This is a genomic window from Streptomyces sp. NPDC046465 (assembly GCF_040646035.1).
Taxonomy (GTDB): domain Bacteria; phylum Actinomycetota; class Actinomycetes; order Streptomycetales; family Streptomycetaceae; genus Streptomyces.
The window spans coordinates 218,741-242,808 of the sequence record NZ_JBEYZK010000010.1 but is presented as its reverse complement, the minus strand read 5'-3'; the positions used below and the strand labels follow the sequence as shown (position 1 = coordinate 242,808).

The 24,068-nt window shown below is 71.1% G+C and carries 26 protein-coding genes; 6 read left to right on the top strand and 20 right to left on the bottom strand.

The window, feature by feature from the left end; all coding sequences use genetic code 11:
- Positions 1 to 175 precede the first annotated feature (175 nt).
- The 13 genes from ABZ953_RS17900 to ABZ953_RS17840 form a co-directional block, all read right to left on the bottom strand.
- Entirely contained in the window at positions 176 to 775 is a 600-nt protein-coding gene (locus ABZ953_RS17900) for a class F sortase (RefSeq protein WP_361724370.1), read from the bottom strand.
- Between the two features lie 79 nt (positions 776 to 854).
- On the bottom strand, positions 855 to 1,427 hold the full coding sequence (locus tag ABZ953_RS17895) for a hypothetical protein (protein WP_361724143.1): 573 nt from the start codon (positions 1,425 to 1,427) through the stop codon (positions 855 to 857).
- A gap of 144 nt (positions 1,428 to 1,571) precedes the next feature.
- Complete coding sequence (locus tag ABZ953_RS17890; protein WP_361724140.1) at positions 1,572 to 2,351, bottom strand: HAD-IIA family hydrolase; 780 nt, start codon at positions 2,349 to 2,351, stop codon at positions 1,572 to 1,574.
- A gap of 72 nt (positions 2,352 to 2,423) precedes the next feature.
- Entirely contained in the window at positions 2,424 to 3,917 is a 1,494-nt protein-coding gene (locus ABZ953_RS17885; protein ID WP_361724137.1) for an alkaline phosphatase family protein, read from the bottom strand.
- A 130-nt stretch (positions 3,918 to 4,047) separates the two neighbouring features.
- On the bottom strand, positions 4,048 to 5,127 hold the full coding sequence (locus ABZ953_RS17880) for a 2-aminoethylphosphonate ABC transporter substrate-binding protein (RefSeq protein WP_361724134.1): 1,080 nt from the start codon (positions 5,125 to 5,127) through the stop codon (positions 4,048 to 4,050).
- Between the two features lie 38 nt (positions 5,128 to 5,165).
- Positions 5,166 to 5,963: an ABC transporter permease subunit gene (locus tag ABZ953_RS17875; RefSeq protein ID WP_361724131.1), complete on the bottom strand. Its 798-nt coding sequence runs from the start codon at positions 5,961 to 5,963 to the stop codon at positions 5,166 to 5,168.
- A complete protein-coding gene (locus ABZ953_RS17870; protein WP_361724367.1) occupies positions 5,950 to 6,828 on the bottom strand; it encodes a 2-aminoethylphosphonate ABC transporter permease subunit in 879 nt (292 codons plus the stop codon). The genes ABZ953_RS17875 and ABZ953_RS17870 overlap by 14 nt, the downstream gene beginning before the upstream one ends.
- 61 nt (positions 6,829 to 6,889) lie before the next feature.
- Positions 6,890 to 7,942, bottom strand: coding sequence for an ABC transporter ATP-binding protein (locus tag ABZ953_RS17865; RefSeq protein ID WP_361724128.1), 1,053 nt, complete (start codon positions 7,940 to 7,942; stop codon positions 6,890 to 6,892).
- Positions 7,942 to 8,646, bottom strand: a complete 705-nt coding sequence (locus ABZ953_RS17860) for a phosphonatase-like hydrolase (RefSeq protein ID WP_361724125.1) — start codon at positions 8,644 to 8,646, stop codon at positions 7,942 to 7,944. The genes ABZ953_RS17865 and ABZ953_RS17860 overlap by 1 nt, the downstream gene beginning before the upstream one ends.
- Positions 8,640 to 9,764 carry a TIGR03364 family FAD-dependent oxidoreductase gene (locus tag ABZ953_RS17855; protein ID WP_361724122.1) on the bottom strand — a complete coding sequence of 375 codons (1,125 nt, stop codon included), beginning with the start codon at positions 9,762 to 9,764 and terminating at the stop codon, positions 8,640 to 8,642. Before ABZ953_RS17855 ends, ABZ953_RS17860 begins: the two co-directional genes overlap by 7 nt.
- Positions 9,765 to 9,895: 131 nt before the next feature.
- Positions 9,896 to 10,690, bottom strand: a complete 795-nt coding sequence (locus tag ABZ953_RS17850; protein ID WP_361724119.1) for a GntR family transcriptional regulator — start codon at positions 10,688 to 10,690, stop codon at positions 9,896 to 9,898.
- 160 nt (positions 10,691 to 10,850) lie between these two features.
- Positions 10,851 to 11,579, bottom strand: coding sequence for an LPXTG cell wall anchor domain-containing protein (locus tag ABZ953_RS17845; protein ID WP_361724116.1), 729 nt, complete (start codon positions 11,577 to 11,579; stop codon positions 10,851 to 10,853).
- A gap of 189 nt (positions 11,580 to 11,768) precedes the next feature.
- The gene (locus ABZ953_RS17840) at positions 11,769 to 12,476 is read right to left on the bottom strand and encodes an SDR family NAD(P)-dependent oxidoreductase (RefSeq protein ID WP_361724113.1); all 708 of its coding nucleotides are present in this window, start codon (positions 12,474 to 12,476) and stop codon (positions 11,769 to 11,771) included.
- Positions 12,477 to 12,644: 168 nt separating this feature from the next.
- On the opposite strand from ABZ953_RS17840, the gene ABZ953_RS17835 reads away from it, so the two are divergent.
- Positions 12,645 to 13,241: a TetR/AcrR family transcriptional regulator gene (locus ABZ953_RS17835; RefSeq protein WP_361724110.1), complete on the top strand. Its 597-nt coding sequence runs from the start codon at positions 12,645 to 12,647 to the stop codon at positions 13,239 to 13,241.
- An 18-nt stretch (positions 13,242 to 13,259) separates the two neighbouring features.
- Here ABZ953_RS17835 and ABZ953_RS17830 read toward each other — a convergent pair whose 3' ends face one another.
- Positions 13,260 to 13,949 carry a LysE family translocator gene (locus ABZ953_RS17830; RefSeq protein ID WP_361724108.1) on the bottom strand — a complete coding sequence of 230 codons (690 nt, stop codon included), beginning with the start codon at positions 13,947 to 13,949 and terminating at the stop codon, positions 13,260 to 13,262.
- 116 nt (positions 13,950 to 14,065) lie between these two features.
- On the opposite strand from ABZ953_RS17830, the gene ABZ953_RS17825 reads away from it, so the two are divergent.
- Positions 14,066 to 14,518 (top strand): Lrp/AsnC family transcriptional regulator, encoded by a 453-nt coding sequence (locus ABZ953_RS17825; RefSeq protein WP_361724105.1) that lies wholly within the window; start codon positions 14,066 to 14,068, stop codon positions 14,516 to 14,518.
- Here the strand turns inward: ABZ953_RS17825 and ABZ953_RS17820 are convergent.
- Positions 14,478 to 15,695, bottom strand: coding sequence for an ROK family transcriptional regulator (locus ABZ953_RS17820; protein WP_361724102.1), 1,218 nt, complete (start codon positions 15,693 to 15,695; stop codon positions 14,478 to 14,480). The genes ABZ953_RS17825 and ABZ953_RS17820 overlap by 41 nt on opposite strands.
- A 56-nt stretch (positions 15,696 to 15,751) precedes the next feature.
- On the opposite strand from ABZ953_RS17820, the gene ABZ953_RS17815 reads away from it, so the two are divergent.
- From ABZ953_RS17815 to ABZ953_RS17800, 4 genes are all read left to right on the top strand, one after another.
- Positions 15,752 to 16,843: a Gfo/Idh/MocA family oxidoreductase gene (locus tag ABZ953_RS17815; RefSeq protein WP_361724099.1), complete on the top strand. Its 1,092-nt coding sequence runs from the start codon at positions 15,752 to 15,754 to the stop codon at positions 16,841 to 16,843.
- Complete coding sequence (locus tag ABZ953_RS17810) at positions 16,840 to 17,331, top strand: heme-degrading domain-containing protein (RefSeq protein ID WP_361724096.1); 492 nt, start codon at positions 16,840 to 16,842, stop codon at positions 17,329 to 17,331. The genes ABZ953_RS17815 and ABZ953_RS17810 overlap by 4 nt, the downstream gene beginning before the upstream one ends.
- A gap of 116 nt (positions 17,332 to 17,447) precedes the next feature.
- A complete protein-coding gene (locus ABZ953_RS17805; RefSeq protein ID WP_361724093.1) occupies positions 17,448 to 18,338 on the top strand; it encodes a radical SAM protein in 891 nt (296 codons plus the stop codon).
- A 47-nt stretch (positions 18,339 to 18,385) separates the two neighbouring features.
- Positions 18,386 to 18,796, top strand: a complete 411-nt coding sequence (locus tag ABZ953_RS17800; RefSeq protein ID WP_361724090.1) for an NUDIX domain-containing protein — start codon at positions 18,386 to 18,388, stop codon at positions 18,794 to 18,796.
- Between the two features lie 24 nt (positions 18,797 to 18,820).
- Here the strand turns inward: ABZ953_RS17800 and ABZ953_RS17795 are convergent, their stop codons facing one another.
- The 5 genes from ABZ953_RS17795 to ABZ953_RS17775 all read right to left on the bottom strand — a co-directional run bounded on the left by ABZ953_RS17795 (position 18,821) and on the right by ABZ953_RS17775 (position 24,061).
- Complete coding sequence (locus ABZ953_RS17795; protein ID WP_361724087.1) at positions 18,821 to 20,470, bottom strand: hypothetical protein; 1,650 nt, start codon at positions 20,468 to 20,470, stop codon at positions 18,821 to 18,823.
- A gap of 44 nt (positions 20,471 to 20,514) precedes the next feature.
- Entirely contained in the window at positions 20,515 to 21,348 is an 834-nt protein-coding gene (locus tag ABZ953_RS17790; RefSeq protein WP_361724085.1) for a trypsin-like peptidase domain-containing protein, read from the bottom strand.
- A gap of 195 nt (positions 21,349 to 21,543) precedes the next feature.
- A complete protein-coding gene (locus tag ABZ953_RS17785; RefSeq protein ID WP_361724082.1) occupies positions 21,544 to 22,155 on the bottom strand; it encodes a hypothetical protein in 612 nt (203 codons plus the stop codon).
- Between the two features lie 106 nt (positions 22,156 to 22,261).
- A complete protein-coding gene (locus ABZ953_RS17780; RefSeq protein ID WP_361724079.1) occupies positions 22,262 to 23,119 on the bottom strand; it encodes a fumarylacetoacetate hydrolase family protein in 858 nt (285 codons plus the stop codon).
- Between the two features lie 138 nt (positions 23,120 to 23,257).
- Positions 23,258 to 24,061 (bottom strand): YidC/Oxa1 family membrane protein insertase, encoded by an 804-nt coding sequence (locus tag ABZ953_RS17775; protein ID WP_361724076.1) that lies wholly within the window; start codon positions 24,059 to 24,061, stop codon positions 23,258 to 23,260.
- Positions 24,062 to 24,068 lie beyond the last annotated feature (7 nt).

Here is a 24,068-nt window from a genome sequence, read left to right as displayed (position 1 = left end):
CGGCCCATGCGTGCCATTCCGCAATTCCGGAATGGCCCGACACCTCCCGCGCCGGCGCCGGGTTTCTCCCGCAGCTCGTGCGCGCGCGGTCGAGGACAGTCCGGTCGGCGGCTCCGGGGGGAGCGGGCCGCCGACCGGGCCAGGTGGACCCGCGGGGCGGTCGGGCCCGCGTGCGTCACCGCTCGACCCCCGTGAGGTAGGCCGAGACGATGACGTTGGCCGTGTAGGCGCGTGCGGTCCTGTCGAAGGTGCCGCCGCAGGTGATGAGGCGCAGCTCGGCGCGGCCGTCCTGGTGCGGGCCGTATGCCTTCTTCGCGTCGAAGCGGGCGAGGGTGACGACCCGGACGTCGTCCACCGTGAACCGGGCGACCGTGCCGTCGTCGCGGGTCACCTCGATCTTCTCGCCGGGGTGCAGGGCGCTGAGGTCGTAGAAGACGGCGCGTTCCGTCTCGGTGTCGACGTGGCCGACGAGGAGGGCGGCGCCCGCGGCGCCGGGGCGGGTGCCGCCGCCGTACCAGCCGACGGTGTCCGCGTCCGCGAAGGACGGCGGGTCGATCGCTCCTTCGGCGTCCAGGCCACGGGCCGACACCGGGGCGCGCACCTTCAGCGCGGGCACCTCGACGCGCAGCGGGCGCGCGGGCGCCAACGGTGCGTGCGCGGCGGGGAGTTCGACGGCGAGGGGGCGACCGACCGCGGCCACGTCGCCCGTGGCGGGCCCGGAGAGGCCGCCGCGCAGACCGGCGATGTCGCTGCCCCAGAGGCAGAGGCCGACCATGAGGACGGCCCAGGCGACGCCGGTGAGCAGGCGTCCCGAGCCGGAGTGTGCACCGCTGGACACGGTTGTCTCCCGCCCGTCACTCGGAGCGGCGACGGCGGACGCTGCGGATCGCGACGGCGACGGCCGCGACTCCGGCGAGGACCAGGCCGATCACGGCGTGCAGGGTGCCGGGGCCCGCTTCCTGGGCCCTTGACGAGGCGACCGCGGTCACGTGCTGCGCGGCACCCCCGCCACCGGCCCGCACCGGGGAGACCGGCTCCTTGTGGTGCTGTTCCGTGTGGTGCTGTTCCGTGTGGTGCTGTTCCGTGTGGTGCTGTTCCTGCTGGTTTCCGACGACCCGGACCGTGCCGACGCCCTGGTGGGGGTGGCCGTCGCAGGTGATGGTGATGTCGTACGAGCCGGAGATGCCGTGCCGGATCCTGGCCTTGCCGTTCAGGGCGTACTTGCCGCCGTCGCGGCCGGTGAGCTCGGCGTCCCCCTCGAAGGCTCCCGAACCGGCGGTCCCTGTCGTGCCCCCGCAGCCCGTGACGCTCACCTCCACGGTGGCACCGGGCGCCGTGCTCGACGGGGTGACATCGGCCCGCACGGAGCCGTTGTCGTGGGCCTGGGCGGCGGTGGCGGGCCACGCCACCGCCAAGGCGACCGCCACACCGGCCCCACGGACAGCAAGGGAACATATACGCATCGTGAACCTCCTGTGTATGAGGTTCACGCGCCCGGCGCCCCTCCGCATCTCGAAACAATCCGGCCGAGGGCGCGCGGAGGGCTCCGCCGCAGGTCAGGTGCGGTCTGCTCAGATGCGGTCCACGAGGTCCGCGATGGAGTTCACGACGTTGGAGGGCGTAAAGGGGTACTTCTCGATGTCGGCCCGGCTGGTCAGCCCGGTGAGCACCAGGAACGTCTCCATGCCCGCTTCGAGACCGGCCAGGACGTCCGTGTCCATGCGGTCCCCGATCATGGCGCTGGTCTCCGAGTGCGCCCCGATCGCGTTCAGACCGGTCCGCATCATCAGCGGGTTCGGCTTGCCCGCGAAGTACGGGGTCTTGCCGGTCGCCTTGGTGATCAGCGCGGCGACGGCCCCGGTGGCGGGCAGCGGGCCCTCCGTGGAGGGGCCGGTCTCGTCGGGGTTGGTGCAGATGAAGCGGGCTCCGCCGTTGATGAGGCGGACGGCCTTGGTCATGGCCTCGAAGGAGTACGTGCGGGTCTCGCCGAGGACCACGTAGTCCGGGTCGTGGTCGGTGAGGACGTACCCGATGTCGTGAAGGGCGGTGGTAAGGCCCGCCTCGCCGATGACGTACGCGGTGCCGCCGGGGCGCTGGTCGTCGAGGAACTTGGCGGTGGCGAGCGCGGAGGTCCAGATGTTCTCGACGGGCACTTCGAGGCCCATGCGGGTCAGCCGGGCCTGGAGGTCGCGCGCGGTGTAGATGGAGTTGTTCGTCAGGACCAGGAACGGCTTGCCGGACTCGCGCAGCTTCTTGACGAAGGAGTCGGCGCCGGGGATCGGCACCCCCTCGTGGATGAGCACGCCGTCCATGTCGGTGAGCCACGATTCGATGGGCTTGCGCTCTGCCATGAGGTGCACTCCTGCGGTGTACGGGTTGCCTGGGGCGCCGGGACAGCGCTGTGCCGACGCCCCACAGCCTAATCAGGAAGCCGTGATCTTGACCCCGTCGATCGTCCAGTACCAGTTGTTGCCCCCGGTGTAGCGGAAGCGGACCTGCGCCGTGCGGGCGCCCGTCGGCACCTGGAGGGCGATGTTCTCGACGACGGACGGAGTGTCCGCCGTGTACGTCTTCACCGCGACCGGGGCCCCTCCGTCGTACGAGACGAGCACCTGGCCCTTCTGCGGGGCCTCCTGGCGGTAGTACGTCGTATACGTGAGCGTCGCCGTCGCGCCGCCCCGCACCTCGTACGAGGGGCTGACCAGCGTCGAGTCGAAGGTGCCCGAGAAGGACTTGTCGGCCCACTCGTCGCCGTCGGCGACCGCGAAGACGCCGCGTGCGCGGATGTTGTTCTCGCGCTCCTGGCCGCGCTGGGCCTTCGTCCAGAACTCGTCCGTCGTGAAGGACCAGCCGCGCCACTCCGTCATGCCGCCGGTGCCCATCCTGCTGTTGTCGACGCTCCAGCCGTCCGGCGGCGTGTGGGTGAAGCCGATGACGCCGGAGCCGATGCCGCTCTCGTCGACGGGCCCGGTCAGCCTGGCGCGCAGGGCGTCGAAGTCGTCGGGGCGCGGCTGCTGGACCGCGCGGCCGTCCAGACGCCAGGCCGGGTCGACGGCGATGCCGAGGTGGGCGAGGGCGGAGACGGCGACATCGGGCATGCGGACGTCGTGGCGGACCGAGCCCGGGGTGAGGGCGGGCCCGGTGGCGATCAGGAAGGTCTGGCGTTCGGCCCAGCTTGAGCCGCCGTGGCCGCCCGCGTCGGTGTGCCCGTGGTCGGCGGTGATCATGATGAGCCAGCTCTCGTCGCCGTACGTGGCACGGGACGTGACGGCGGACACGATCTGACCGACCTGGGTGTCGACGCCGTGCAGCGCGTCGAGGTAGGCCTGGCTCGCGGCGCCGCTGCTGTGCCCCGCGTGGTCGACGTTGTCGAGCTGGACGAAGACCGCGTCGGGGTCGCCGCCCTTGAGCTCGGCGACGGCGCGGGCGGTGGTGCCCCTGTCGTACTCGGCGGCCGGTGTGGAGACCCGGGTGTCGACCTTCGCGGAGAAGATGATGTCGGTGATCGGCGCCCAGGACGCGACGGCGTACGTCCGCAGGGAGGGCTTCGCCGCCTCGGCACGGGTCATGAAGTCCGGGTAGGCGGCCAGTTGGTGGCCGGTGAACTCGTTGTTCACGACCTTGTGCTTGTCGGGCCAGACACCGGTGATGAGCGTCGACCAGCCGGGGCCCGACGAGGTGGGCGCGAGGGGGTCGCAGTAGAGGGCGCTGGGGGCGGTGAGGCCTGCCCGCATCAGGCCCTTCAGGGTAGGCGTTTCGGCGTCCTTGACTCTGTTGAGCAGGGCGCCGTCGAGGCCGATGACCAGGACCTTGGGGGTCTTGGCCGCGGCTCTGGCGACGGCGGCGAGGGGGCCTGCGGCGAGGGCGGCGGCCGCGGTGGAGGCGAGCAGGGAGCGGCGGGTGATGCCTGACGACACGTGGTCCTCCGAGACTGGAAGTGGGGGGGCGGCGCACACCAACGCCCCCGCAATCACAGGGGCGTTGGGTCCATACCCGTTATCTTTTCGCTACCGAGCACCCCGGGGCCAGAGGTGCGACGGTGAACTCTCAGCTACCCGTCGCCGACTTCCAGTCCGCCACGTACGCCTTCAGGTTCTTCGAGATGTCCGCCCAGTCCGGCTCGAAGACCTCGACGCCGTCCACGATCTCCTTGAGGGCGACCGCGTTGGCGTCGGTGGCCTTGATGTCCTCGCGGGCCGCGAAGCCGCCGCCGATCTCGCTGACCTGCTGCTGCGCCGTGGCGCTGAGCACATAGTCGAGGAATTTCTTGGCGTTGGCGTCGTGCGGGGCCTTGGTGACGAGCCCGGCCGCGTACGGCAGCGCGAACGTGGTCGGCTTGCCGCCCCGCTTGGCGGGGAACCAGATGCCGAGGTTCGGCATGTCCTTGGACTGCGCGTAGTTCATCTGGACGTCGCCGTTGGCGGCCAGGAGCTCGCCCTTGTCGACCTTGGGCGCGAGCTTGCCGGTGGAGGCGGACGGGCCGACGTTGTTGCTCTGGAGCTTCTTGAGGTACTCCATCGCCGGTTCCTTGCCGCCGAAGTCGTGCATCGCCTTGACGAGCACAGCGGTGCCGTCGCCCGCGACACCGGGCGTGGAGTACTGCACCTTGTTCTTGTACGAGCTGTCGGTGAGGTCCTCCCACGTCCTGGGCGCCTTGCCGCCGGACAGCTCCTTCTTGTTGTAGATGAAGCCGAAGTAGTTGTTCACCACGGAGGTCCATTTGCCGTCGGCGTCCTTGTCCGCGGCCCCGACCTCCTCCGCCCCCTTGGGCTTGTAGGACTGCAACAGCCCCTTCTCGTCGGCCTGTTGGATGAACGGCGGCAGAGTGATCATGACGTCGGCCTGGGTGTTGGACCTCTCGCGGACGGCACGCTGCACCATCTCCCCCGAGCCGCCCTCGACGTAGTTCACCTTGATGCCGGTCTTCTTCGTGAAGTCCTTGAAGACTTGGTCGTACCAGCCGTCGCCGTTCTCGCCCTTGAGGCCGTCGGCGCTGTAGACGGTGACGGTGTTCTCGTCGGACGCGGCGGAGTCGCCGCCGCACGCGGTGAGGGAACCGGCAAGGACGAGACTGCCGGTGACGGCGGCGGCCGAGCGCAGGTGCCGGGTCGGGGTAAGGCGGGACATGACGTTTCGTACTCCTTGAAGGGTCTGCGGGTCTGCGTTCAGCGGTAGGAGGCGCGGGTGCGGATACGGGAGACGGTGAAGAGGACGAGCAGCGTGGCGGCCATCAGGACCATCGCGACGGCGGCGCCGGTGAAGGTGGAGCCGCGGTCGGTGGCCGCGTAGATCTGCACGGGAAGCGGCAGCCAGTCCGGCGGATAGAGCATCATCGTGGCGCTCAACTCGCCCATGGACAGCGCGAAGCAGAGCCCGGCGGCCGCCGTCAGGGACGGCAGGAGCAGCGGGAGCTTCACCTTCCACAGGACGTACGAGGGCCTGGCGCCGAGCGACGCGGCGGCCTGCTCGTACGCCGGGTCGAGACGGACGAGCGCGGCCGCGACCGACTGGTGGGCGAACGCCGTGACGAGGATGGCGTGCGCGAGGATCACGATCCACCGCGTGCCGTTGAGGATCATCGGCGGCTTCGAGAACGCGACGAGTACGGCGAGGCCGACGACCACGGACGGCACGGCGACGGGGAGCATGAACAGCGCGTCGAGCAGCCTCCTGCCGCCTCTCCGCAGCGAGGCGGCGGCGAGCGCGGCCCACGCCCCGACGGTCAGCGCGAGCAGGCTGGCGCTGACTGCGGTGACGAGGCTGGTGGTCAGCGCCTGCAGCGACTCGCCGCGGGTGGCCGACGCGTAATGCCCGGCGGTGAACCCGGAGGGGAAAGCCCCCGACCAGTGTTCGGAGAACGACGCCGCGAGGATCACGAGCAGCGGCAGCGCGAAGAGCGGAAGGAAGAGGACGAGGAAGAGGGCCCAAGTCGCCCACCTCGCCCCGCGGCTATGCACCAGCACGGCGGCTCACCACCCGGTAGAGGCCGTAGAGGCCCACGGAGATCGCGATGTTGACGACGGCGACGACGCACGCCGCCGGATAGTCGGATTCGAGGATGGCCTTGCTGTAGACGAGCATCGGGAGGGTCGTGACCCCTTTCGCCCCCGTGAAGAGGACGATCCCGAACTCGTTCAGGCACATGACGAGGACGAGGCTGCCGCCGGCGGCGAGCGCGGGCAGCGCCTCGGGCAGGATGACGCGCCGCACGATCCGCCACGGCCTGGCACCCAGACTGGAGGCCACCTCCAACTGCGCCGTGTCGATCTGCGAGAACGCGGCGAGCAGCGGCCGCATCACGAACGGCGTGAAGTACGTGATCTCGGCGAGCAGCACGCCCCACGGGGTGGTGAGGAACTGGAACGGCCCCTCGGCGGCGCCGGTCGCGTCCGTCCACACCCCGTTGGCCATGCCTTTCGTCCCGTAGATGAACAGCAGGGCGAGGGTGATCAGGAAGGACGGGAAGGAGAGGAAGACGTCGATGAACCGCGACACGGCCTTCCCGCCGGGAAACGGCACGAAGGCGATGACCAGCGCGAGCGCGAACCCGAGCACAAGACATCCCACGGTCGCCCCCACCGCCAGCCACACGGTGGTCCCGAGCGCCTCCCGGAACGCCTCGGACGCGAACACATCGGAGTAGGGCTGGAGGGAGGTCCCCCCGGTATCGGGCCGCAGAGACTGCTGCACGACGAGGCCGAGGGGATACAGAAACACGACCCCGAGAACGACGACGGGCGGCAACGCCCAGACAAAGGCAGGAACCTTCCGGACCCGTTCCCGCTGTAGCCGGCCAGGCCGTTCCCGCTGTGGGCAGGCGTCCCGCACGGCGGGACGGGTGGGCACAGCCCCCGTCGCCGGTTCACTTTTCACGAGGCGCTCACGAGGACTACCCACCGTTCACCCCTCCGGCAAGGAGCACCGCATCGCCGGGCGCGAAGTGCAACGTGACCCGCTCCCCCACGCCGGGAGGCCTCCGCAGCTCACGCACATCCGCCTTCACCCGCTGCCCGCCCACATCGACGTACAGCCGGTGAGTGGCCCCCCGCCACTGGACCTCGGACACCTTCCCCACCAGCGAGTTGGGCCCCTCCCCCAGCCCCACCAGATGCGGCCGCACACACAACGTGGCAGTCGCCCCAGCGGCCACCTCCCCCGTGTCGACTTCGAGTTCGGCCCCACCGAAGGAGACGGCGCCCGCCCCCACCGTCACCGCAAGGAGATTCGCGTTGCCGACGAACGACGCCGTGAACTCGGTCCGGGGCGCGCGGTACAGCTCCTGGGGCGTCCCGCAGTCCTGAAGCCGGGCCCGGTCCATGACGGCGATGCGATCCGCCAGGGTCAGCGCCTCCACCTGGTCATGGGTGACGTACAGGATGGAGACGTCCGGCAACTCCCGGTGCAGCCAGGCGAGTTCGGCCAGCATCCCCGACCGCAACTGCGCGTCGAGCGCGGACAGCGGCTCGTCGAGGAGCAGCACCCCGGGCCGGATGGCGAGCGCCCGCGCGATGGCGACCCGCTGCTGCTGCCCGCCGGACAGCTCGCGCGGATACCGCTGGGCGTACGCGGCCATCCCCGTCATGTCCAGGGCTTCGGCGACCCGCCCGGGGATCTCGCTCTTCGCCACCTTCCGCGCCTTCATGCCGAAGGCGACGTTGTCCGCGACGCGCATGTGCGGGAAGAGCGCGTACTGCTGGACGACCATGCCGATGCCGCGCCGGTGCGGCGGCAGCGAGGTGACGTCGCGGTCCCCGATGAACACCCGCCCCGACGCGGGCCGCACGAACCCCGCGACGGCCCGCAGCGCGGTGGTCTTGCCGGACCCCGAGGGCCCGAGCAGCGCCATCACCTCGCCGGGCTCGACGGTCAGGTCGAGGGAGTCGAGGACGGTGTTGCCGCCGTAGGCGACGGACACGCGGTCGAAGCGGATGCCGCTGCCCATCAGCCGAGTCCCCGGAGTACGGCGGGCAGTTCGGCGACGGAGCCGAGGACGTGGGTGGCCCCGGCCTCGCGCAGCGCCGCGTCGCCGTGGGCGCCGGTGAGCACCCCGGCGACGACGGAGGCGCCCGCCCGTACGCCGCTGAGCATGTCGTACGCCGTGTCGCCCGCGACCGCGACGTCCTTGACCCCGTCGACGGCCCCGGTGCGCAGGAACGCGGCGAGCACCATGTCCGGGTAGGGCCGCCCCCGGCCGCCCGCGTCGGCGGGGCACAGGGTCAGCCCGACCAGCTCGCGCCAGCCCAGCGCGTCGAGGATGGCGTCCTGGGTGACGCGGGCGAACCCGGTGGTCAGGACGACGGTCCTGCCGTCCTCCTTGAGCTCCTCGATGGCCTCGCGCGCCCCGGGTATCGGTGCGATGCGGCCGCCGTCGACGAGCGTCCCGTACGCCTTCTCGAATGCGGTGTTCGCCTGCTGGGCGCGGGTCTCCTCGCCGAAGAGGTGCCGGAAGACGGAGATCTTGGACTCGCCCATCGTGGCGCGGACGTACTCCAGTTTCGCGGCGTGGTCGGCGGAGTCCGGCTCGACGCCGAGCTCCCGTGCGGCGGCGGCGAAGGCCTGTTCGACGAGGCCTCCGTCGGCGACGGTGGTCCCCGCCATGTCCAGTACGACGAGGCCCGTGCGGTGCGTGGTCACTTCGTTCACCATCCCAACTGGTCCGCGGTCTTCTCGGCGATGGCGGGCGAGCAGGTCATGCCGCGGCCCCCGGGCCCGGTGACCAGCCACACGCCGGGGCGCAGCTCCTGCCGGTGCACGACCCGGCTCGTGTCGACGCACTGCGCGTACACCCCGGCCCAGCGCCGCCTGATCTTCGGCAGCGGACGGCCGAGGAAGCCCTCGACGACCCCGGTGAGGTGGTCGTAGGGGTCTTCGAGGGTGTCGAAGGCGAAGGGGTGCTCGTACTCGTGGGTGTCGCCGATGGTCAGGCCGCCGTCCGCGCGCTGCACCATGAGGAGCTGCATCTTGTGCGCGGCGGCGGTCGGCGTCTGGGCCTGCCCGGCATTGAGCTCGTCGAGCGCGGGCGACTTGTACGCCGGGTAGTAGCGGAAGCTGTCGGCGTCGGCGACGGAGGTGGTGAGCGCCTCGCCGAGGGGCTCCGTCTGCATCATCTGGAGGCGTACGCGGCGCACGGGCAGGTCGGGGCCTGCCAGCTCCCTCACCAGGCCGCCGAGCCAGGCGCCGGTGGCGAGCACGACGACGTCGCCGTGGTGCACGTCGCCGTGGTCGTCGCGGACGCTGCCCGTGCCGACGACCTCGCGGATCTCGCGGCCGGGCAGGAAGGTGTAGCGCGGCGATTTCAACAGGGCCTCGCGCAGCGCGAGTTGGGCGGTGCGCGGCTCCACGGCCGCGTCGCGCTCGCACCACAGGGCGGCGCTGAACTCGCCCCGCAGGGCCGGGTTGAGGCCACGCGCCTCCTCCGCGGTGAGCAGCTTGTAGCCGCGGGCGGCCGCGTCCGGACGGGCGAGCGCCGCCTCGGCGACGGCGCGCTCGCGCTCGCCGCGCACCAGGGTCAGCGAGCCGATGGCCCGGAACCCGAGGCCCGGCACGCGCTCGCCGATGCCCTCCCACAGCTCACGGGCACGCAGGGCGGTGTCGAGTTCCTCGCCGCCCGCCCGGCCGCTCACCCATATCTGTCCGAAGTTGCGCAGCGACGCTCCTCGGGCCTCGCTCTCGCGCTCGATCTGTACGACCTCGTGGCCGCGCTCCACTGCGTGCCAGGCGTGCATGGTTCCCACCACACCGGCTCCTACGACGATGACTCTCACGGCGGCAACGCTCCCGGGGGCCGATGACCCGCGCGGGGCCGGTCGGCAACGGGACGGTGAACGGCCACCCAAGCTTGGACTAGACCCGTTATGTTTCCGTGACTTGAGCGGCGCTCTGGCTCGGAATGGGGTCAGCCGAGATGCGTCGTGAACGAGAACCGGTCCCCGCGGTACAACGTGCGCACCCGCTCCAGCGGACGGCCCGCCGTGTCCCGCGACAGGCGGTGGATCAGCAGCATGGGCAGCGCGGGCGGCGTCCCGATGAGCAGCGCCTCGCGCGGGGTGGCGAGGACCGTCTCGATCCGTTCGTCGGCGTCCCCGAAGGCGACACCGAGGCTGTCGCGCAGATACGCGTAGAAGGAGGAGTCCGGCTCGAAGTCCGCGTCGAGCCGCGGCACCCGCTCCACGGAGACATACGTACTCTCCAGGCCGACCCGCTCCTCGTCGGCGAGCAGCACCCGCTCCATGTGCCAGACGGGCTCGCCCGGTGCGGCGCCGATCTCGGCGGCGAGCGCGTCCGGGCAGGGAAAGCGGTCGAGGGAGATGAGATGGCGGCCGGGCGTGCGCCCCTGCCTGCGCACCCCCTCCGTGTAACTCGCCAGCGACAGCGGCTGCTCCAGCTTGGGGCCGGCGACGACGGTGCCGCGCCCCTGCCTGCGCAGCCGTCCCTCCAGGAGCAGTTCGCGCAGCGCCTGACGCACGGTCTCGCGCGCCACCTCGTACCGCTCGGCGAGATCCCGCTCGGTGGGCAGCGACTGCCCTTCCCCCAACTCCTCGATGAGCGCGGCGATCCTGGCCTTCACGGCGTAGTACTTCGGGATGCGGCCGTGCTCGGGGATGCCGGAGCGGATGGGGGCGCCCGGCGCCTGGTCGAGCAGGTGCGCGGGGGTGTGTGCGGGGAGGTGTGCGGGGTTCGGGTTGTCCACTCGGGGATGTTCGCAGACGTACGTGAACACCCAGGTGAACGCGGGGTGGCGCTCGACCGGTTCAGCGGCGCGTGACTGCTTCAGGCGCGTGGCTGCTTCAGCGGCGCGCGTGGCTGCTTCAGCGGCGCGCGTGGCTGCTTCAGCGGCGCGCGTGGCTGCTTCAGCGGCGCCTGGCCCGGAAGCGGCGGGCTCCCACGACGGCGGCCCCGGCGCCGAGAAGGACGGCGCCCGCGGCGATGCCCGTCGCCAGCGGGGTGCCCGAACCCGTCTGCGCCAGCTGCTCGGCGGTCGGCGACGCGGGGCCCTCGGGCACGACGGCGAACGGGTAGTCGTTGGAGTCGCCGACCCAGTCCCCGTCGTCGTCCCTGCGCTGCACGAGCGCGGCGGACGCCACGACGCGGTCGGCCTCGGTGTCGGAGGTGAAGGTGAGCCGCACCTCGACGCTGACGGTCCGGCCGGGCGCGACCGTGAACCCGCCGAAACCGGCACCGTCGAAGACGCCGATGTTCTCGCCCTGGCCGGTCTTCTCGAAGGGCACGGGCCACCGTCGCGCCCCGTCGTCGAACTCCAGCTGGATCTGCTCGGGCTTCAGCGTCCGCGCCCGGTCGACAAGGACGAGGATCGGGTGGACCCTGCCGCAGGTCTCGTCGGTGGTGTTGGTCAGGTCGACCGTCCACTCCTGGTAGCCGTCGCCCGGCCGGTAGGTGTCGGGCCCGCGGTGGATACGGGTGTCGATGGGGAAGTCGGCGCTGTCGTCGAGGGCGCAGGTGGGCCGGTGCGCGGAGCGGCTCCCGCCGTCGGCCGCCGCGGGCGTCCCGACCACCGCGGGCACGAGGGCGGCTGCCGCCGCGACGGTGACGCCGAGGGCGAGAGAACTGCACAAGCGCATGAAGAACCTTTGCTGAGCGGGACGCCGGGGACGGGCGGGACGGCGCTCGCGACCCTGCCACGCACCCGCGAGCGCACCGCCCTGCCACCGCCCGATAGGCCCGATCGGCCACCCCGATCCCCCTCGATCAGGCGAGATTCCCCCGGACCGGGTTTGCGGCTGCCCGGCTGGCTACTGCGGCTACCGCAGCTACCAAGGCACGGGCTCGCCGTGCCGGTCAAGGAACTGCAGCCCGGGGGCGCCCGCCTGCGCTTCGAGTACGTCGACGACGGCCGGGATGCTCTCGTGCGGCGCGAGGGGCGCGTCGGGGCCGCCGAGCCGGGTCCGGTTGTGGCCGGGGTCGATGAGCAGCTTGGTCCGGCCGTCGTCGGCGTAACGGGTGGCGTAGCTGCGCATCAGCTGGTTGAGCGCGGCCTTGCTGGCCTTGTACAGCTCGTAGCCGCCCTCGGTGTTGCGCGAGATGCTGCCCTGGTCGGAGGACATGACCGCGACGGTTCCACCGGGTACGACGAGGTCGCGGAGTGCCTCCAGGGTGCGCAGCGGGCTCAGCGCGTTGGTGACCATCACCTCGGTGAACATGCCGGTCGGCACCTCGTCGATCGGCAGGTCCCCCCGGTCGATCGCGGCGTTGACGAAGAGCAGGTCGAGCCGACTGCCCGCCAGGCGCTCGCGCAACGCGGCGAGCTGGTCGGAGCTCGTCATCTCCAGCGTCTCCAGGCGGACGCGCCCGTGGTCGGCGTCGGCGCTCGCCCGCAGCTCGTCACCGGCCTGCCGGGCCGTGGCGACGACGTGCCAGCCACGCCGGGCGAGCTCGTCGGTGAGCACGAGCCCCAACCCCCGGGAGGCCCCGATGACGAGGGCGTGCCGGGTGCCGGTGTCGGACGTACCAGCAGTCATACGTGCTCCTCAGTGGCCGGAGAAACGGCCGGAGAAGTGGTCGGAGAAGTGGTCGGGAAATTAGCCTAGACGCACCGTCGCGTCTAGGCAATGAGTTTCTGGACGATGCCAGCGCGATTCCGGACGATGCCCCCGGAACCCTCCGCCACCCCCGGGTATCGTGTCCGCATGCCCGCCCCGACCTCCCAGCCCCGCAGGCCTCACTCCGGCAGTCGGCGCGACGAGTCCGCGCGGCTGGCCGTGCTCCACGCCGCGGACGACCTGCTCGTCGAGAACGGCTTCGGCGGGCTCACCGTCGAGGCGATCGCCCGACGTGCCGGTGTCGCGAAGCAGACGATCTACCGCTGGTGGCCCTCGAAGGTCGAGATCCTCCTGGACACCCTGATCGAGGACAGCGACAAACGCCTCCCCGTCCCCGCGGAGCAGCCCACGGCCGAATCCATCCGCGGCTATCTGCGCGGCTTCGCGCGGTTCCTCACCCGTGACCCCGCGGGCAAGGTCCTGCTCGCGCTCATCGCCGAGGCGCAGCACAGCCCGGAGACGGCCCAGAGCTTCCACCAGCGCTACCTCGACCCCCGCCGCGCGCAGGAACGCGCCATGCTCACGCGCGCGATCGACGCGGGCGAGATCTCCCCGGAGCTCGGCGCCGACGCCGCGGCCGACGCGCTCGTCGGCCCGATCGTCTACCGCGCGCTGACGGGTGCGAGCATCCCCCGCGGCCTGGTGGACACGCTCGTGGACGATTTGCTCAGGCCCCGCACGTAACGGGAGACCGATCGAGCCTCAGCCGACCAGGGCCTCCACCAGCAGAAGGCCACCGATGGCGATCATCATGGCGCCGCTGACGCGGGTGACGATCCGGGCGGCCGAAGGCCGGGTGCTCAGGACCGTGCGGGCCAGGACGCCGACGGCGAGGTAGACGACGGCGCACGCGGTCAGGTGCACCGTGCTGAGCAGACCGGTCTGCGCGGCGGCGGGCCAGCCCGTGGCAGGGTCGATGAACTGCGGGAACAGCGAGAAGTACAGCAACAGGGCCTTCGGGTTGAGGCCGCTTATCCCCGCCCCCTTCAGCATGACCTGGATACGGGAGACATCCGCACTCCCGCCCGCAGCCGTGCTCCCGCCCGCAGCCGTACCCTCGCCCGCAGCCGTACCCTCGCCCGCGGCCGTGCTCCCGCCCGCGCCCGCCGGAACGGCCGGTTGCCGCAGGACTCCCCAGCCCAGCCACAGCAGATAGCCCGCGCCCGCCACGGTCAGAACCGTGAGGGTGGCCGGGGAGTTCGCCACGAGCATCGCCAGGCCCGCGACGGCCACCAGCGCATAGGCCGCGTGTCCGGCGATCAGCCCGGTGACGGCAGGCACGACCGAGCGCCCCCGCAGTCCGGCGGAGATCGCGTAGGCCCAGTCCGCGCCCGGTGTGAACACCAGCAGCAGGTCCACCGCGAGGAAGGCCGCCAGCGTCGTCGTATCCATCGATCGTTCCGTTCCCTCTCGCACTACTTGTTCCGGAGGGAAGGCTAGGTCGGATATGCCCAAAGGTGTTTGCGTCTTTACCCCATGATCGCGGGTTTTGGGGGAAACTCTTCTCCATGGACGCCATGGACCGGAAAATTCTTACCGAGCTGCAATTGGACGGCCGCCTGACGGTCACCGAGCTGGCCGCTCGCGTGCGGCTCAGCGTCTCGCCCTGCCACCGCCGACTGCGCGACCTCGAACGCGAGGGCGCCATCTGCGGCTACCGGGCCGTCGTCGACCCCGCGGCGGTCGGCCTGCACTTCGAGGCCCTCGTCTTCGCCACGCTGCGCTGGGAGACCCCCGACACCGTCACCTCCTTCGAAGAGGCCGTGGCCGCCGTCCCGCACGTGTTGCAGGCGCAGCGCCTGTTCGGCGAGCCCGACTACCTCCTACGGGTCGCGACCACCGACCTGGCCGCGTTCCAGCAGCTCTACGACCAGCAGCTCGCCCGGCTCCCCGGCGTCCAGCGCCTGACGTCCACCCTCGTCATGAAGAACGTCGTCCAGGACAGGCCACTGCCTGAATAGCCGCCCGCCCGAAGAGCGGCGCGAGGACGAGCTGGGCCGCGCCCTCGGCGACTCCTCGCTCCCCTCCCGGGGCGAGGCCCACCGGCACTTGGGCGGTGGCCCCGCCCCCGCGCCGGACGCGTTCGGCGACGACCGCGCCCACCCCTCGTACGAAGAGGTCCGCCGCGGCGAACACGGTCCGGCCACCGAGCAGCACGCGGTCGATGTCGAGCAGGCCGACGAGGTTCCCGGCGGCCGTGCCGAGCACCCGCGCCGCCTCGTCGAGCTCGCCCCGGGCGACCGCCGCGAGGCAGAGCGCCTCGACGCAGCCCCGGTCCCCGCACTCGCAGCGCGGGCCGTCCAATTGCAGCACCTGGTGGCCGAATTCACCGGCGCCGGTGCGGTCGCCGCGGTAGAGGGCGCCGCCGAGGACGAGGCCCGCGCCGAGGCCGGTGCCGAGGTGGAGGTACGCGAAGGAGTCGGCGGCACCCGCGAGGGCCAGGCCGAGGGCGGCGGCGTTGGTGTCCTTGTCCACGGTGACGGGCAGCCCGAGCCGCGCCCCCAGCGCGTCCCGCAGCGCGAACCCGTCCCACTCCGGGAACCCGGTGACCCGGTGCAGCACTCCTTCGGCGTGATCGAGCGGCCCCGGCAGCGCGACCCCGACCCCGGAAACCCGCCCCCCGCCCGCACCACCGTCCTCGCCCCCACACTCCTCGCCCCCACCGTCCTCATCCCCACCGGCGCACTCCGCACCAGCGCCCTCCCCGCCCTTCAGCAGCTCCCGCACCTCGCCCGCCGCCACCTCGACCACCGCCCGCGCGCCCGCGCCGAAGGCGAGCGGGGCGCGGCGCTCGGCGACCACCGTCCCCGTCAGATCGACGAGGACCGCCGTCAGCTCGTCGCGGTCCAGGTGGAGGCCGACCGCGTGGCCCGCGGCGGGGACCAGGCGCAGCACGGTGCGGGGCTTGCCGCCCGTCGAGGCGCGGCGGCCCGCCTCGGCGGCCAGGCCCTCGGCGCGCAGCCTCGCGGTGATCTTGCTGACGGCCTGCGGGGTCAGGCCGGTGCGCTCGGCGAGCTCCAGGCGGCTGATGCCCGCCTCGCCCGCCGCGCGCAGCAGATCGAGCACGAGCGCGGCGTTGTGCCCGCGCAGCGCCGGCAGGTTCACTCCGGGGTTCACCCTGTTCACGTACGACTTCACGGGCCCATTGTCCCGCCCGCTTGCACTTTGGCAACACCGTTGCTTAAGTGGAAGGCATGACTGGCACAGGCTCTTCACGCTCTCCCCTCCGCGTCGGCCTCGTCGGGTACGGCCTCGCGGGTTCCGTCTTCCACGCCCCGCTGATCGCCGCCACCGAGGGCCTCGTCCTCGACACGGTCGTGACGTCGAACCCCGAGCGGCAGGCGCAGGCCCGCGCCGAGTACGGCGACGATCTGCGCTGCGCCACGTCGGCCGACGAGCTGTGGGAGCGCGCGGACGAGCTCGACCTGATCGTCATCGCCTCCCCGAACAAGACACACGTGTCGCTCGCCACCGCCGCCCTCAAGGCGGGCCTGCCGACCGTCGTGGACAAGCCGATCGCGGGCACCGCCGCCGAGGCGCGCGAGCTGGCGTCCTTCGCCGACGAGCGCGGGCTGCTCCTGTCCGTCTTCCAGAACCGCCGCTGGGACAACGACTTCCGCACGCTGCGTCAACTCCTGTCCGACGGCGAGCTCGGCGACGTATGGCGCTTCGAGTCCCGCTTCGAGCGGTGGCGGCCGCAGCCGAAGGGCGGCTGGCGCGAGTCCGGGAACCCCGAGGAGATCGGCGGTCTCCTCTACGACCTCGGCAGCCACGTCGTCGACCAGGCCCTGGTGCTCTTCGGCCCGGTGGTGAGCGTGTACGCGGAGTCCGACGTGCGCCGCCCCGGCGCGGAGGCCGACGACGACACGTTCCTCGCGCTCACCCACGCGAACGGCGTCCGCTCGCACCTCTACGTCAGCGCCACCACCGCGCAGCTCGGCCCGCGCTTCCGGGTCCTCGGCTCGCAGGCGGGCTACGTGAAGTACGGCCTCGACCCGCAGGAGGCGGCGCTGCGCGACGGCAAGCGCCCCGCGACGCAGGATCCGTGGGGCGTGGAGTGCGAGTCGATGTGGGGCCGGGTCGGCTCCGGCGAGTCCCCCCTGACGGGCGGCGGCCGCCCGCTCCGGACCCTGCCGGGCGACTACCCCGCGTACTACGCGGCGATCGCCGACGCGCTGCGCGGCACCGGCGAGAACCCCGTCACCGCGCACGAGGCCGCCGCGGCCCTGGACGTCCTCGAAGCCGCCCGCCGCTCGGCGCGCGACGGTGTGACGGTGACGCTGTGAGTGACACGGCAAAGAAGGCGGCGCCCACCATCGACGAACTGACCGCCCAGGAGGCCCGCCTGGTCCTCCCCCGCTTCACCCACGACGACGCGTGGGCGCTCGGCACGCTCCTGGTGGAGCTGGCCCGAGAGCGCCGCGCCCCGGTGGCGGTCGACATCCGCCGCGGCGGCCAGCAGCTCTTCCACGCGGCGCTGCCGGGCTCGACCCCGGACAACGACGCGTGGATCGACCGCAAGCGCCGGGTCGTCGAGCGGTACGGCTGCTCGTCCCTGCTCGTCGGCACCCGATTCCGCGCCAAGGGCACGACGTTCGAGGACTCCTCCCGACTCGACCCCGACGTATACGCGGCGCACGGCGGCGCGTTTCCGATCGCGGTCGAGGGGGCGGGAGTGATCGGCACGGTGGTGGTGTCGGGGCTGCCTCAGGTCGAGGATCATGCGTTGGTCGTGGCGGCGCTGGAGCGGCACCTCGCGGCGCAGTCCGGCTGAAATTCGACCACCTGCGCCCCTCGTCCGTGCAGCCGAACGACGGCTGTTCAGCCGAACGTGTGGCAGGGCTCCCCCGCTGACCGCGGGGGAGAGGGCCAGCCTCTAATCTCCCTACCATGCAGCTGCCTCCATTCGTGGACCTACGCCCCGTCGGACGCTGCAACCTCAGCTGCCCCTTCTGTTTCGGACCGCGTCACGAGGTCCCCTCCATGTCGTGGGACACGGCTCGGAGCGTGGTCGGCGTCCTGCGGGACGGCGGGGTGCGGGGCGTCGTCATCTCCGGAGGAGAGCCGACCCTGCTCCCCTATCTGCCGGACCTCGCGGGGGAGTTGAGCAAGCCCTTCGACGACGGCCGACCGCCGCCCCGCGTGGTCCTCAGCACCAACGGTCTCGCCCCGCTCAAGGCCATGCACCGCATCCTCCCCCACCTCTCCTGGCTGGCCCTCCCGCTGGAGTCCAGGGATGAGACGGAGCACGGCCTGATGCGCACCGGCAGTCCGGCGCCGCACCGCGACCGGGTGCTCGGTCTGCTCAAGGAGGTACGCAAGAACCACCGGCACGTCCAGGTGAAGCTCGGCACCGTCGTCACACGCCTCAACGTCAAGGGCGCCCCAAGAGTCCTGGACCTGGCCGAGGAGGGCGCCAAGCCCCACGTGTGGAAGGTCTACCAGATGTCCGAGACCAACTACGGGGCGGACAACCGGGACTGGCTGGCCATCGGAGACGAGGAGTTCGAGGAGGTGGTGAGGGAGTGCGAGAAGGCCGCCCGCGAGCACGGGGTGCCCCTGCGGGTGTACAGGAACCGCACCCGCACCGGCAGTTACTTCTTCATCGACCCGGACTGCGAGATCGTCGTCGTCGACGCGGGTGAGGAACGCAGAATGGGGAACCTCTTCGAAAGGCTGGCGGACCGCACGCTCCGGCCCGCCGAACTCGTCACCCCCGCCAGGAACGTCGAGAACTTCGCCGGAACGTACCCGGACCCGGAAGACCTACCGGACCTGTGAAGACCCACCGGACCTGTGAAGATCAACCGGACCTGTGAGGAGCTCCGATGACGACGCACGTACGCGTAGGCGTCCAGGCCATCGTCCGCCGCGACGGTGACATCCTGCTCGGGCTGCGGGCCAACTGCTTCGGCGCCGGCACCTGGGGCCTGCCCGGCGGCCACCTGGAGCCGAACGAGTCCCTGCGGGGCGCCGCACGCCGGGAGTTGGCGGAGGAGACCGGCATCCGCGCGCTGGACCTGCGGGTCGCCTGCGTCACCGACCCGGACCCTGCCGCCAACCACCACATGCAGATCGGCGTCGAGGTCACGGACTACACCGGCGACGTCCACGTACGCGAGCCGGACCGCTGTGAGCGCTGGCAGTTCTGGCCCCTGGACGCGCTGCCCGACGACCTCTTCATCTCCTCGGTGGGTGTCCTGCGCAGCTTCCGCAACGGCACCCTGCACTACCCGTGAGAGCACTGCCCCTGAGACCGTTCTTCAACTCTTGCTCCACCGGTCGTCGGACTGCGTCGTCATGAGCGCCCGCAGCCGCTCCTTGTGCTTCTCCTCGTGCATGCCGAACTGCTCCCAGGTACTGGTGAGTTCCCACTGTGTGCGGAACGCGGCCAGACTGTCCTCGTAGTACTTGCTGTCGCTGAGGAACCGGTGCTCGAAGACGCTCAAACCCCTACGGGTGCGCTGCAGGGGATTCATCGTGATGTACGGCTCGAAGAATCCCGCGTCGGAGGTGAGCAGCGTCGAACCCGAGATGTCGGTCGGGGTCAGCTTCAGCTCGATGCGGCCGGGGAAGTGGTCGCGCAGGGCCAGATAGGAGTCGATGACCGGCAGGAACGTCTGTCGGTAATAGGTGCTCGCCCGCACCCGGTCCACGATGTCCTGCGCGTCGTGCTGCATGAAGATCGCAAGGTTGTTCCAAGGACTGCTCAGAATCACGTGGAAGTAAGTGCCGCGCTCCAGGGCGCGGTGGATCTGCCAGTAGAAGACGTCGAGGTCGGGCAGGAAATACGAGGCACCGGCGTGCGCGGTGAGCCGGATGACGTTGCGTTCCGCGTCGATCGCCCGCTTCTTCTCCGCGTTGCGGATGTCGTTCTCCTGCGGCGTGTACGTCCGGTCGATGCGGTACGGAAGGTCGTCCGTCTGCACGGTGACCGCTCGTAGATGCGCGAGCGCCTCCCGTATCGCGAGGGTCTGGTCGTGCTCCCTGCCGAGCGCTTCCACGGCCATCTCCTCGGCCTCTTCAAGGAGGGTCACCGCCCGCCGCCTGCGCAGCGGGCTGCCCGAACCACCCGCCGCCTCGAACTCGGCGACCGCGAGCGCCGCCTGGGCCACGATGGTCTCGCGGTGCGTCGCCCCGAGGAACGCCGCCGCGTTCAGCCTGACGACCTCCAACTCCCGCAGCTCCGCGTCGTGACCGCCCTCGGCCGTCTCGAACTTCGCCGTGGCCAGTGCGCGCCGCGCGGCGATGGCGCTCGGGTGGTCGCCGCCCTTGAGGGCGATGGAGTGCTCCGCCGACCTGTCGAACTTCTGCAGCCGGTCCTTGATCCGGACGATGTCCCTGCTCTCCCTGGCCACCTCCAACTGCACCTGGTCCGCCGTCAGGCGCGCGTCCGGGTCGTCGCCCGAGCGCTCGTCCATCTCCTCCAGCGCCTTGTCGGCCCAGAACCCCGCGTCGGCCAGGTCACGCCTGCGCAGGCTGACAGCGCTCAGATTGGCCAGTATCCGGCCACGCTCGGGGACGCCGTCCCCCACCCTCGCCCTGCCGAGCGCCCTGCACAGGACGAGCCGCGACCGTTCCAGATCGCCGTGCTCGGCGAACAGCGCGCCCAACTCGTTCCAGATGTGGGCCGCGTAGACCTCATGGTCCGCCTCCACGGTCTCCATGTGCCGCAGGGTCATGTCGGCCACCGACACGGACAGCGTCTTCATGCCGAGGGCACCGAGCAGTTTGGCCAGATGGATGAGCTTCCCTGCCCGTAACTGCTGGGAACGGTCCGCCCGGTCGGGCCTGCGGACGTGCTTCACAAAGGCCGCCAGGCGGTCCCTGTCCCGTGGACACGGACTGTCGGGCGCCAGGAGCATCCGCTCCGCGACCGCGATGGCGTCGTCCAAGTACTGCGTGGTCATCATGGTCCCTCCCGGGATGTCGCCGGCCCACGTGCCGGAGTGCTGGGTCAGCGGCGTATCCAGTGGACGTCCACCACGGAGTCGTGGCCCGCCCGCCTCAGGGCCTCCTCCACGGCGGCGCTGACCCGGAGCCGCTGCTCCGTCTCGGTCGCCTCCACCGCATAGGGCCTGACCGCGAGGGGCCTCTGGTCCCTCGACAGGTCCTCGATCCGGAACCGGAAGCGGTCGAACTGCCTGACCGCCTCGCGGATCGTGCCCGCGAAGACCGTGTCCCCCGGTGTACCGTCCCCCGCGCGCCGCTCGACGATGAGTCCGAGGACCGCGGTCGGCCCGTAGGGGCCCCCGCGCTCCACGGGACTGCCCGCGTACACCGAGTAGTCACCGAGGCTGGCACGGCAGTTGAGCCGCAGCGCGCAGATCTTGACGCCCTTCTGCAGCTCCCCGTACTCGTACGAGATTTCGGCCACGTTGCCCGTCAGGACGTCGTCGGAGTCCGGCGGCTGGTGCGTCGCCTTCCACAGCTCGTCCTGCCGGGCGTCGTCGAAGCACACGCCGGGGAGCCGGATGTCCTCGCCCTCCGGGAAGGTGAGGTTCAGGAGCGCGAGGTCGGAGCGCCTGTCGTAGTCCAGGACCTCTCCGGCGACCTGCTTGCCGTCGGTGAGGCGGAGCATGACGGTGTCGAGGCCCTTGAGCTCTCGGGCCCTGAGGCAGTGCGCTGCGGTCAGGGCGAACTCCCGCGTGAGACGTACCCCTGAACCGCGTCGGCAGCTGTCGACCTGCCCGAGACCCTCGTCCCTGCGGCAGTCGTCCCCCCGCCGGCATGCGCCGCCCTGTCGGCAACCGCTCCGGAAGATCTCGATGAAGTGCTCGTCGTACACCACGGGCCAGCCCCCCGTCCGGACCCTGAGTGAACCCCCGCTTTCGCAAGGGAGACGCCATGGTAGCCAGAAATGGTTGCCGCGATATCGCCTGGAGCGCCACCCCATGGAATATGCCGGAAGGAAGGCTGATTTTCGTCGACACGCATTTCCCTGCGCCCGCTCAGCGCAGTTCTTGCCTCACGCGCGGTTCTTGCCTCACGGGCCGATCGATCGCCTCCGGAACGGATTCGACACCTTGAACCCTTTCAGGACCTCGAACCCTTTCAGGCTCTTTGCTCGCACGAGCAACTTCCGCCACAGGGTCGGCTTTTCAGGGTGCACTTCGGCCCGCAGCAGTGCGAGCACACGACGATCCGCCTTACGTGATTTCCGCACGGTCACCTTGAACTCGACCCAGAATTCGTCGTTGTCGCTGATCCGGGGATTGTTCTCCCGCTGCGTCCGCCATTTCGCCCAGGCAAGATTCCACTGCCGCCACGCGGTGAAAGCGCGCTTACAGGCGCCGAACAGCGCGTCGCTGCCGTAGATCTCCAGGCGGGCGAGGAGCGGGGACATGTCGTCGGCGGGGCCCGTCTCGCCCGCGCGCCGTTCGGGAAAGGCGCCGGTCCGCAGGACGGTCTCCCGTAATCCCGCCATCCGTCGGACGACGATCATCACCTCGTCGTAGACCGCCATCCGCCGGTCCCAGATGCGGTTCTCGCGCTCGCGCCGTGTCGTGGCGCGCTGAATGAGCCAGGCACTGGAGGACGTCGCGAGCGCCCCCAACGCCGTCCCGCTGAGCGCCGCTTCGGCCGGAGTCAGTCCCATGGCGTCACCCCCATGGCGTCATGATGACGCGCAGGCGCCCCCGGCGGACCGGGAACGCCGCGCGCCGCATCGCGGGGGGTTACAGGAGAGGCTCCAAGAGAGGCTCTTATGCCCCCTTCAGCACCTGCCGCTGCCGCCCCAGACCCTCGATCTCCAGGTCCACCACATCGCCCGCCCGCAGGTACGGCTTCGGCTCGGGCTGCCCCATCGCGACGCCCGCGGGCGTCCCCGTGTTGATCACGTCGCCGGGGTGGAGCGTCATGAACTGGCTCACGTACCGCACCACTTCGGCGACCGGGAAGATCTGGTCGGCGGTCGTGCCGTCCTGCTTCAGCTCGCCATTGACCCAGAGCTTCAGGGACAGCGCCTGCGGGTCCGCCACCTCGTCGGCGGTGACCAGCCAGGGGCCCAGCGGGTTGAACGTCTCGCAGTTCTTGCCCTTGTCCCAGGTGCCGCCCCGCTCGATCTGGAACTCGCGCTCGGAGACGTCGTGCGCCACCGCGTACCCCGCGACGTGCGCCAGCGCCTCCTCGTGCGACTCCAGGTAGCGCGCCGTACGTCCGATGACTACGGCGAGCTCGACCTCCCAGTCCGTCTTCACCGAGTTGCGCGGCACCAGGACCGTGTCGTCAGGGCCGACCACCGTGTCGGCCGCCTTGAAGAAGATGACCGGCTCGGCGGGCGGCTCGGCCCCGGTCTCGCGGGCGTGGTCGTGGTAGTTGAGCCCGATGCAGACGACCTTGCCGATCCGCGCCACCGGCGGCCCCACGCGCAGCCCATCGGCGTCGAGAACGGGCAGGTCACCGGCGTCGGCGGCGGCCCGTATACGGCCGAGCGCGGCGGCGTCGGCGAGCACCTCGCCGTCGATGTCGGCGACGATGCCCGACAGATCACGGACGGTGCCGTCGTTGCCGAGAAGCGCCGGGCGCTCCGCCCCAGCCGTACCGACTCGCAGCAGCTTCATGGTCAGACTCCATTCTCGGTAGCCCGGCCGATGGGTTGCGGCCATCGGAGGTGTGGTTTGGTCGATCGTCCAAGCTCGCCGTCCGGTCCGCAATACCCCGTTCACGTACTGGACCTTTACCGGGCGGTAGCCCCGGCCTCAGACAGCGGCGGCCAGCGCCCCGGCGGTGCCCGGCATGTCCCGGTAAAGGACCGCCCGCTCGACCGCGCTCCACGTCGTACTGGTCACCACGTACAGCGCGGCGGCCAGCGGCACCACGGCCACCGTGAACAGAGTCATGAACGACATCAGCGGCATCACCTTCGCGATGGCACCCATACCCGGCACCTGCTGGCCACCGGCCCCGGCTCCGGACCCGGACCCGACCCCTGACCCGGACCCGACCTGCGGCAGCGGATTGGCCGCCATCTGAAGCTTGGTGCGCCGGTAGTTGAAGGTGGCGACCGCCGCGACGATCGCGAACAGCGCCAGGTAGACCAGGCCCTGCGCGCCGAACACCCCGCCGTCGGCCAGCGCGTCCTTCCACCGGCCGCCGAGCGGCGCGGCGAAGAGGGTGTGGTCGAGCAGCGTGTTCGCGTCGCCGCCGATGCTGGAGTTGGAGAAGAGGTGGTAGAGGAGGAAGAAGGCCGGGAGCTGGAAGAGGCTGGGCAGGCACCCGGAGAGCGGCGACACCTTCTCCTTGCGGTGCAGCTCCAGGACGGCCTTCTGCAGCTTCTCGGGGTTCTTGCCGTGCTTCTTGCGCAGCTCCGCGATCTGCGGCGAGAGCTTGGCGCGCGCCCGCTGGCCGCGGGCCGAAGCGCGCGACAAGGGGTGGACTAGGAGCCGTACGCAGGCGGTGAACAGCACGATCGCGGCGGCGGTCGCCGAGCCGTGGAAGAGCGGGTCGAGGAGGTCGGCGATGTGCTCGACCAGGGCGGCGAACACGGACATGAAGCTGGACATGGAGTAG

Coding starts and splice junctions, on each gene's coding strand:
- ABZ953_RS17775 (WP_361724076.1), bottom strand. CDS start 24,061: ATGTCCAGCTTCATGTCCGTGTTCGCCGCCCTGGTCGAGCACATCGCC.
- ABZ953_RS17865 (WP_361724128.1), bottom strand. CDS start 7,942: ATGGGCAGCGGCATCCGCTTCGACCGCGTGTCCGTCGCCTACGGCGGC.
- ABZ953_RS17900 (WP_361724370.1), bottom strand. CDS start 775: ATGGTCGGCCTCTGCCTCTGGGGCAGCGACATCGCCGGTCTGCGCGGC.
- ABZ953_RS17805 (WP_361724093.1), top strand. CDS start 17,448: ATGCAGCTGCCTCCATTCGTGGACCTACGCCCCGTCGGACGCTGCAAC.
- ABZ953_RS17795 (WP_361724087.1), bottom strand. CDS start 20,470: ATGATGACCACGCAGTACTTGGACGACGCCATCGCGGTCGCGGAGCGG.
- ABZ953_RS17830 (WP_361724108.1), bottom strand. CDS start 13,949: ATGGATACGACGACGCTGGCGGCCTTCCTCGCGGTGGACCTGCTGCTG.
- ABZ953_RS17845 (WP_361724116.1), bottom strand. CDS start 11,579: ATGCGCTTGTGCAGTTCTCTCGCCCTCGGCGTCACCGTCGCGGCGGCA.
- ABZ953_RS17835 (WP_361724110.1), top strand. CDS start 12,645: ATGCCCGCCCCGACCTCCCAGCCCCGCAGGCCTCACTCCGGCAGTCGG.
- ABZ953_RS17825 (WP_361724105.1), top strand. CDS start 14,066: ATGGACGCCATGGACCGGAAAATTCTTACCGAGCTGCAATTGGACGGC.
- ABZ953_RS17780 (WP_361724079.1), bottom strand. CDS start 23,119: ATGAAGCTGCTGCGAGTCGGTACGGCTGGGGCGGAGCGCCCGGCGCTT.
- ABZ953_RS17785 (WP_361724082.1), bottom strand. CDS start 22,155: ATGGGACTGACTCCGGCCGAAGCGGCGCTCAGCGGGACGGCGTTGGGG.
- ABZ953_RS17860 (WP_361724125.1), bottom strand. CDS start 8,646: ATGGTGAACGAAGTGACCACGCACCGCACGGGCCTCGTCGTACTGGAC.
- ABZ953_RS17880 (WP_361724134.1), bottom strand. CDS start 5,127: ATGTCCCGCCTTACCCCGACCCGGCACCTGCGCTCGGCCGCCGCCGTC.
- ABZ953_RS17800 (WP_361724090.1), top strand. CDS start 18,386: ATGACGACGCACGTACGCGTAGGCGTCCAGGCCATCGTCCGCCGCGAC.
- ABZ953_RS17815 (WP_361724099.1), top strand. CDS start 15,752: ATGACTGGCACAGGCTCTTCACGCTCTCCCCTCCGCGTCGGCCTCGTC.
- ABZ953_RS17840 (WP_361724113.1), bottom strand. CDS start 12,476: ATGACTGCTGGTACGTCCGACACCGGCACCCGGCACGCCCTCGTCATC.
- ABZ953_RS17890 (WP_361724140.1), bottom strand. CDS start 2,351: ATGGCAGAGCGCAAGCCCATCGAATCGTGGCTCACCGACATGGACGGC.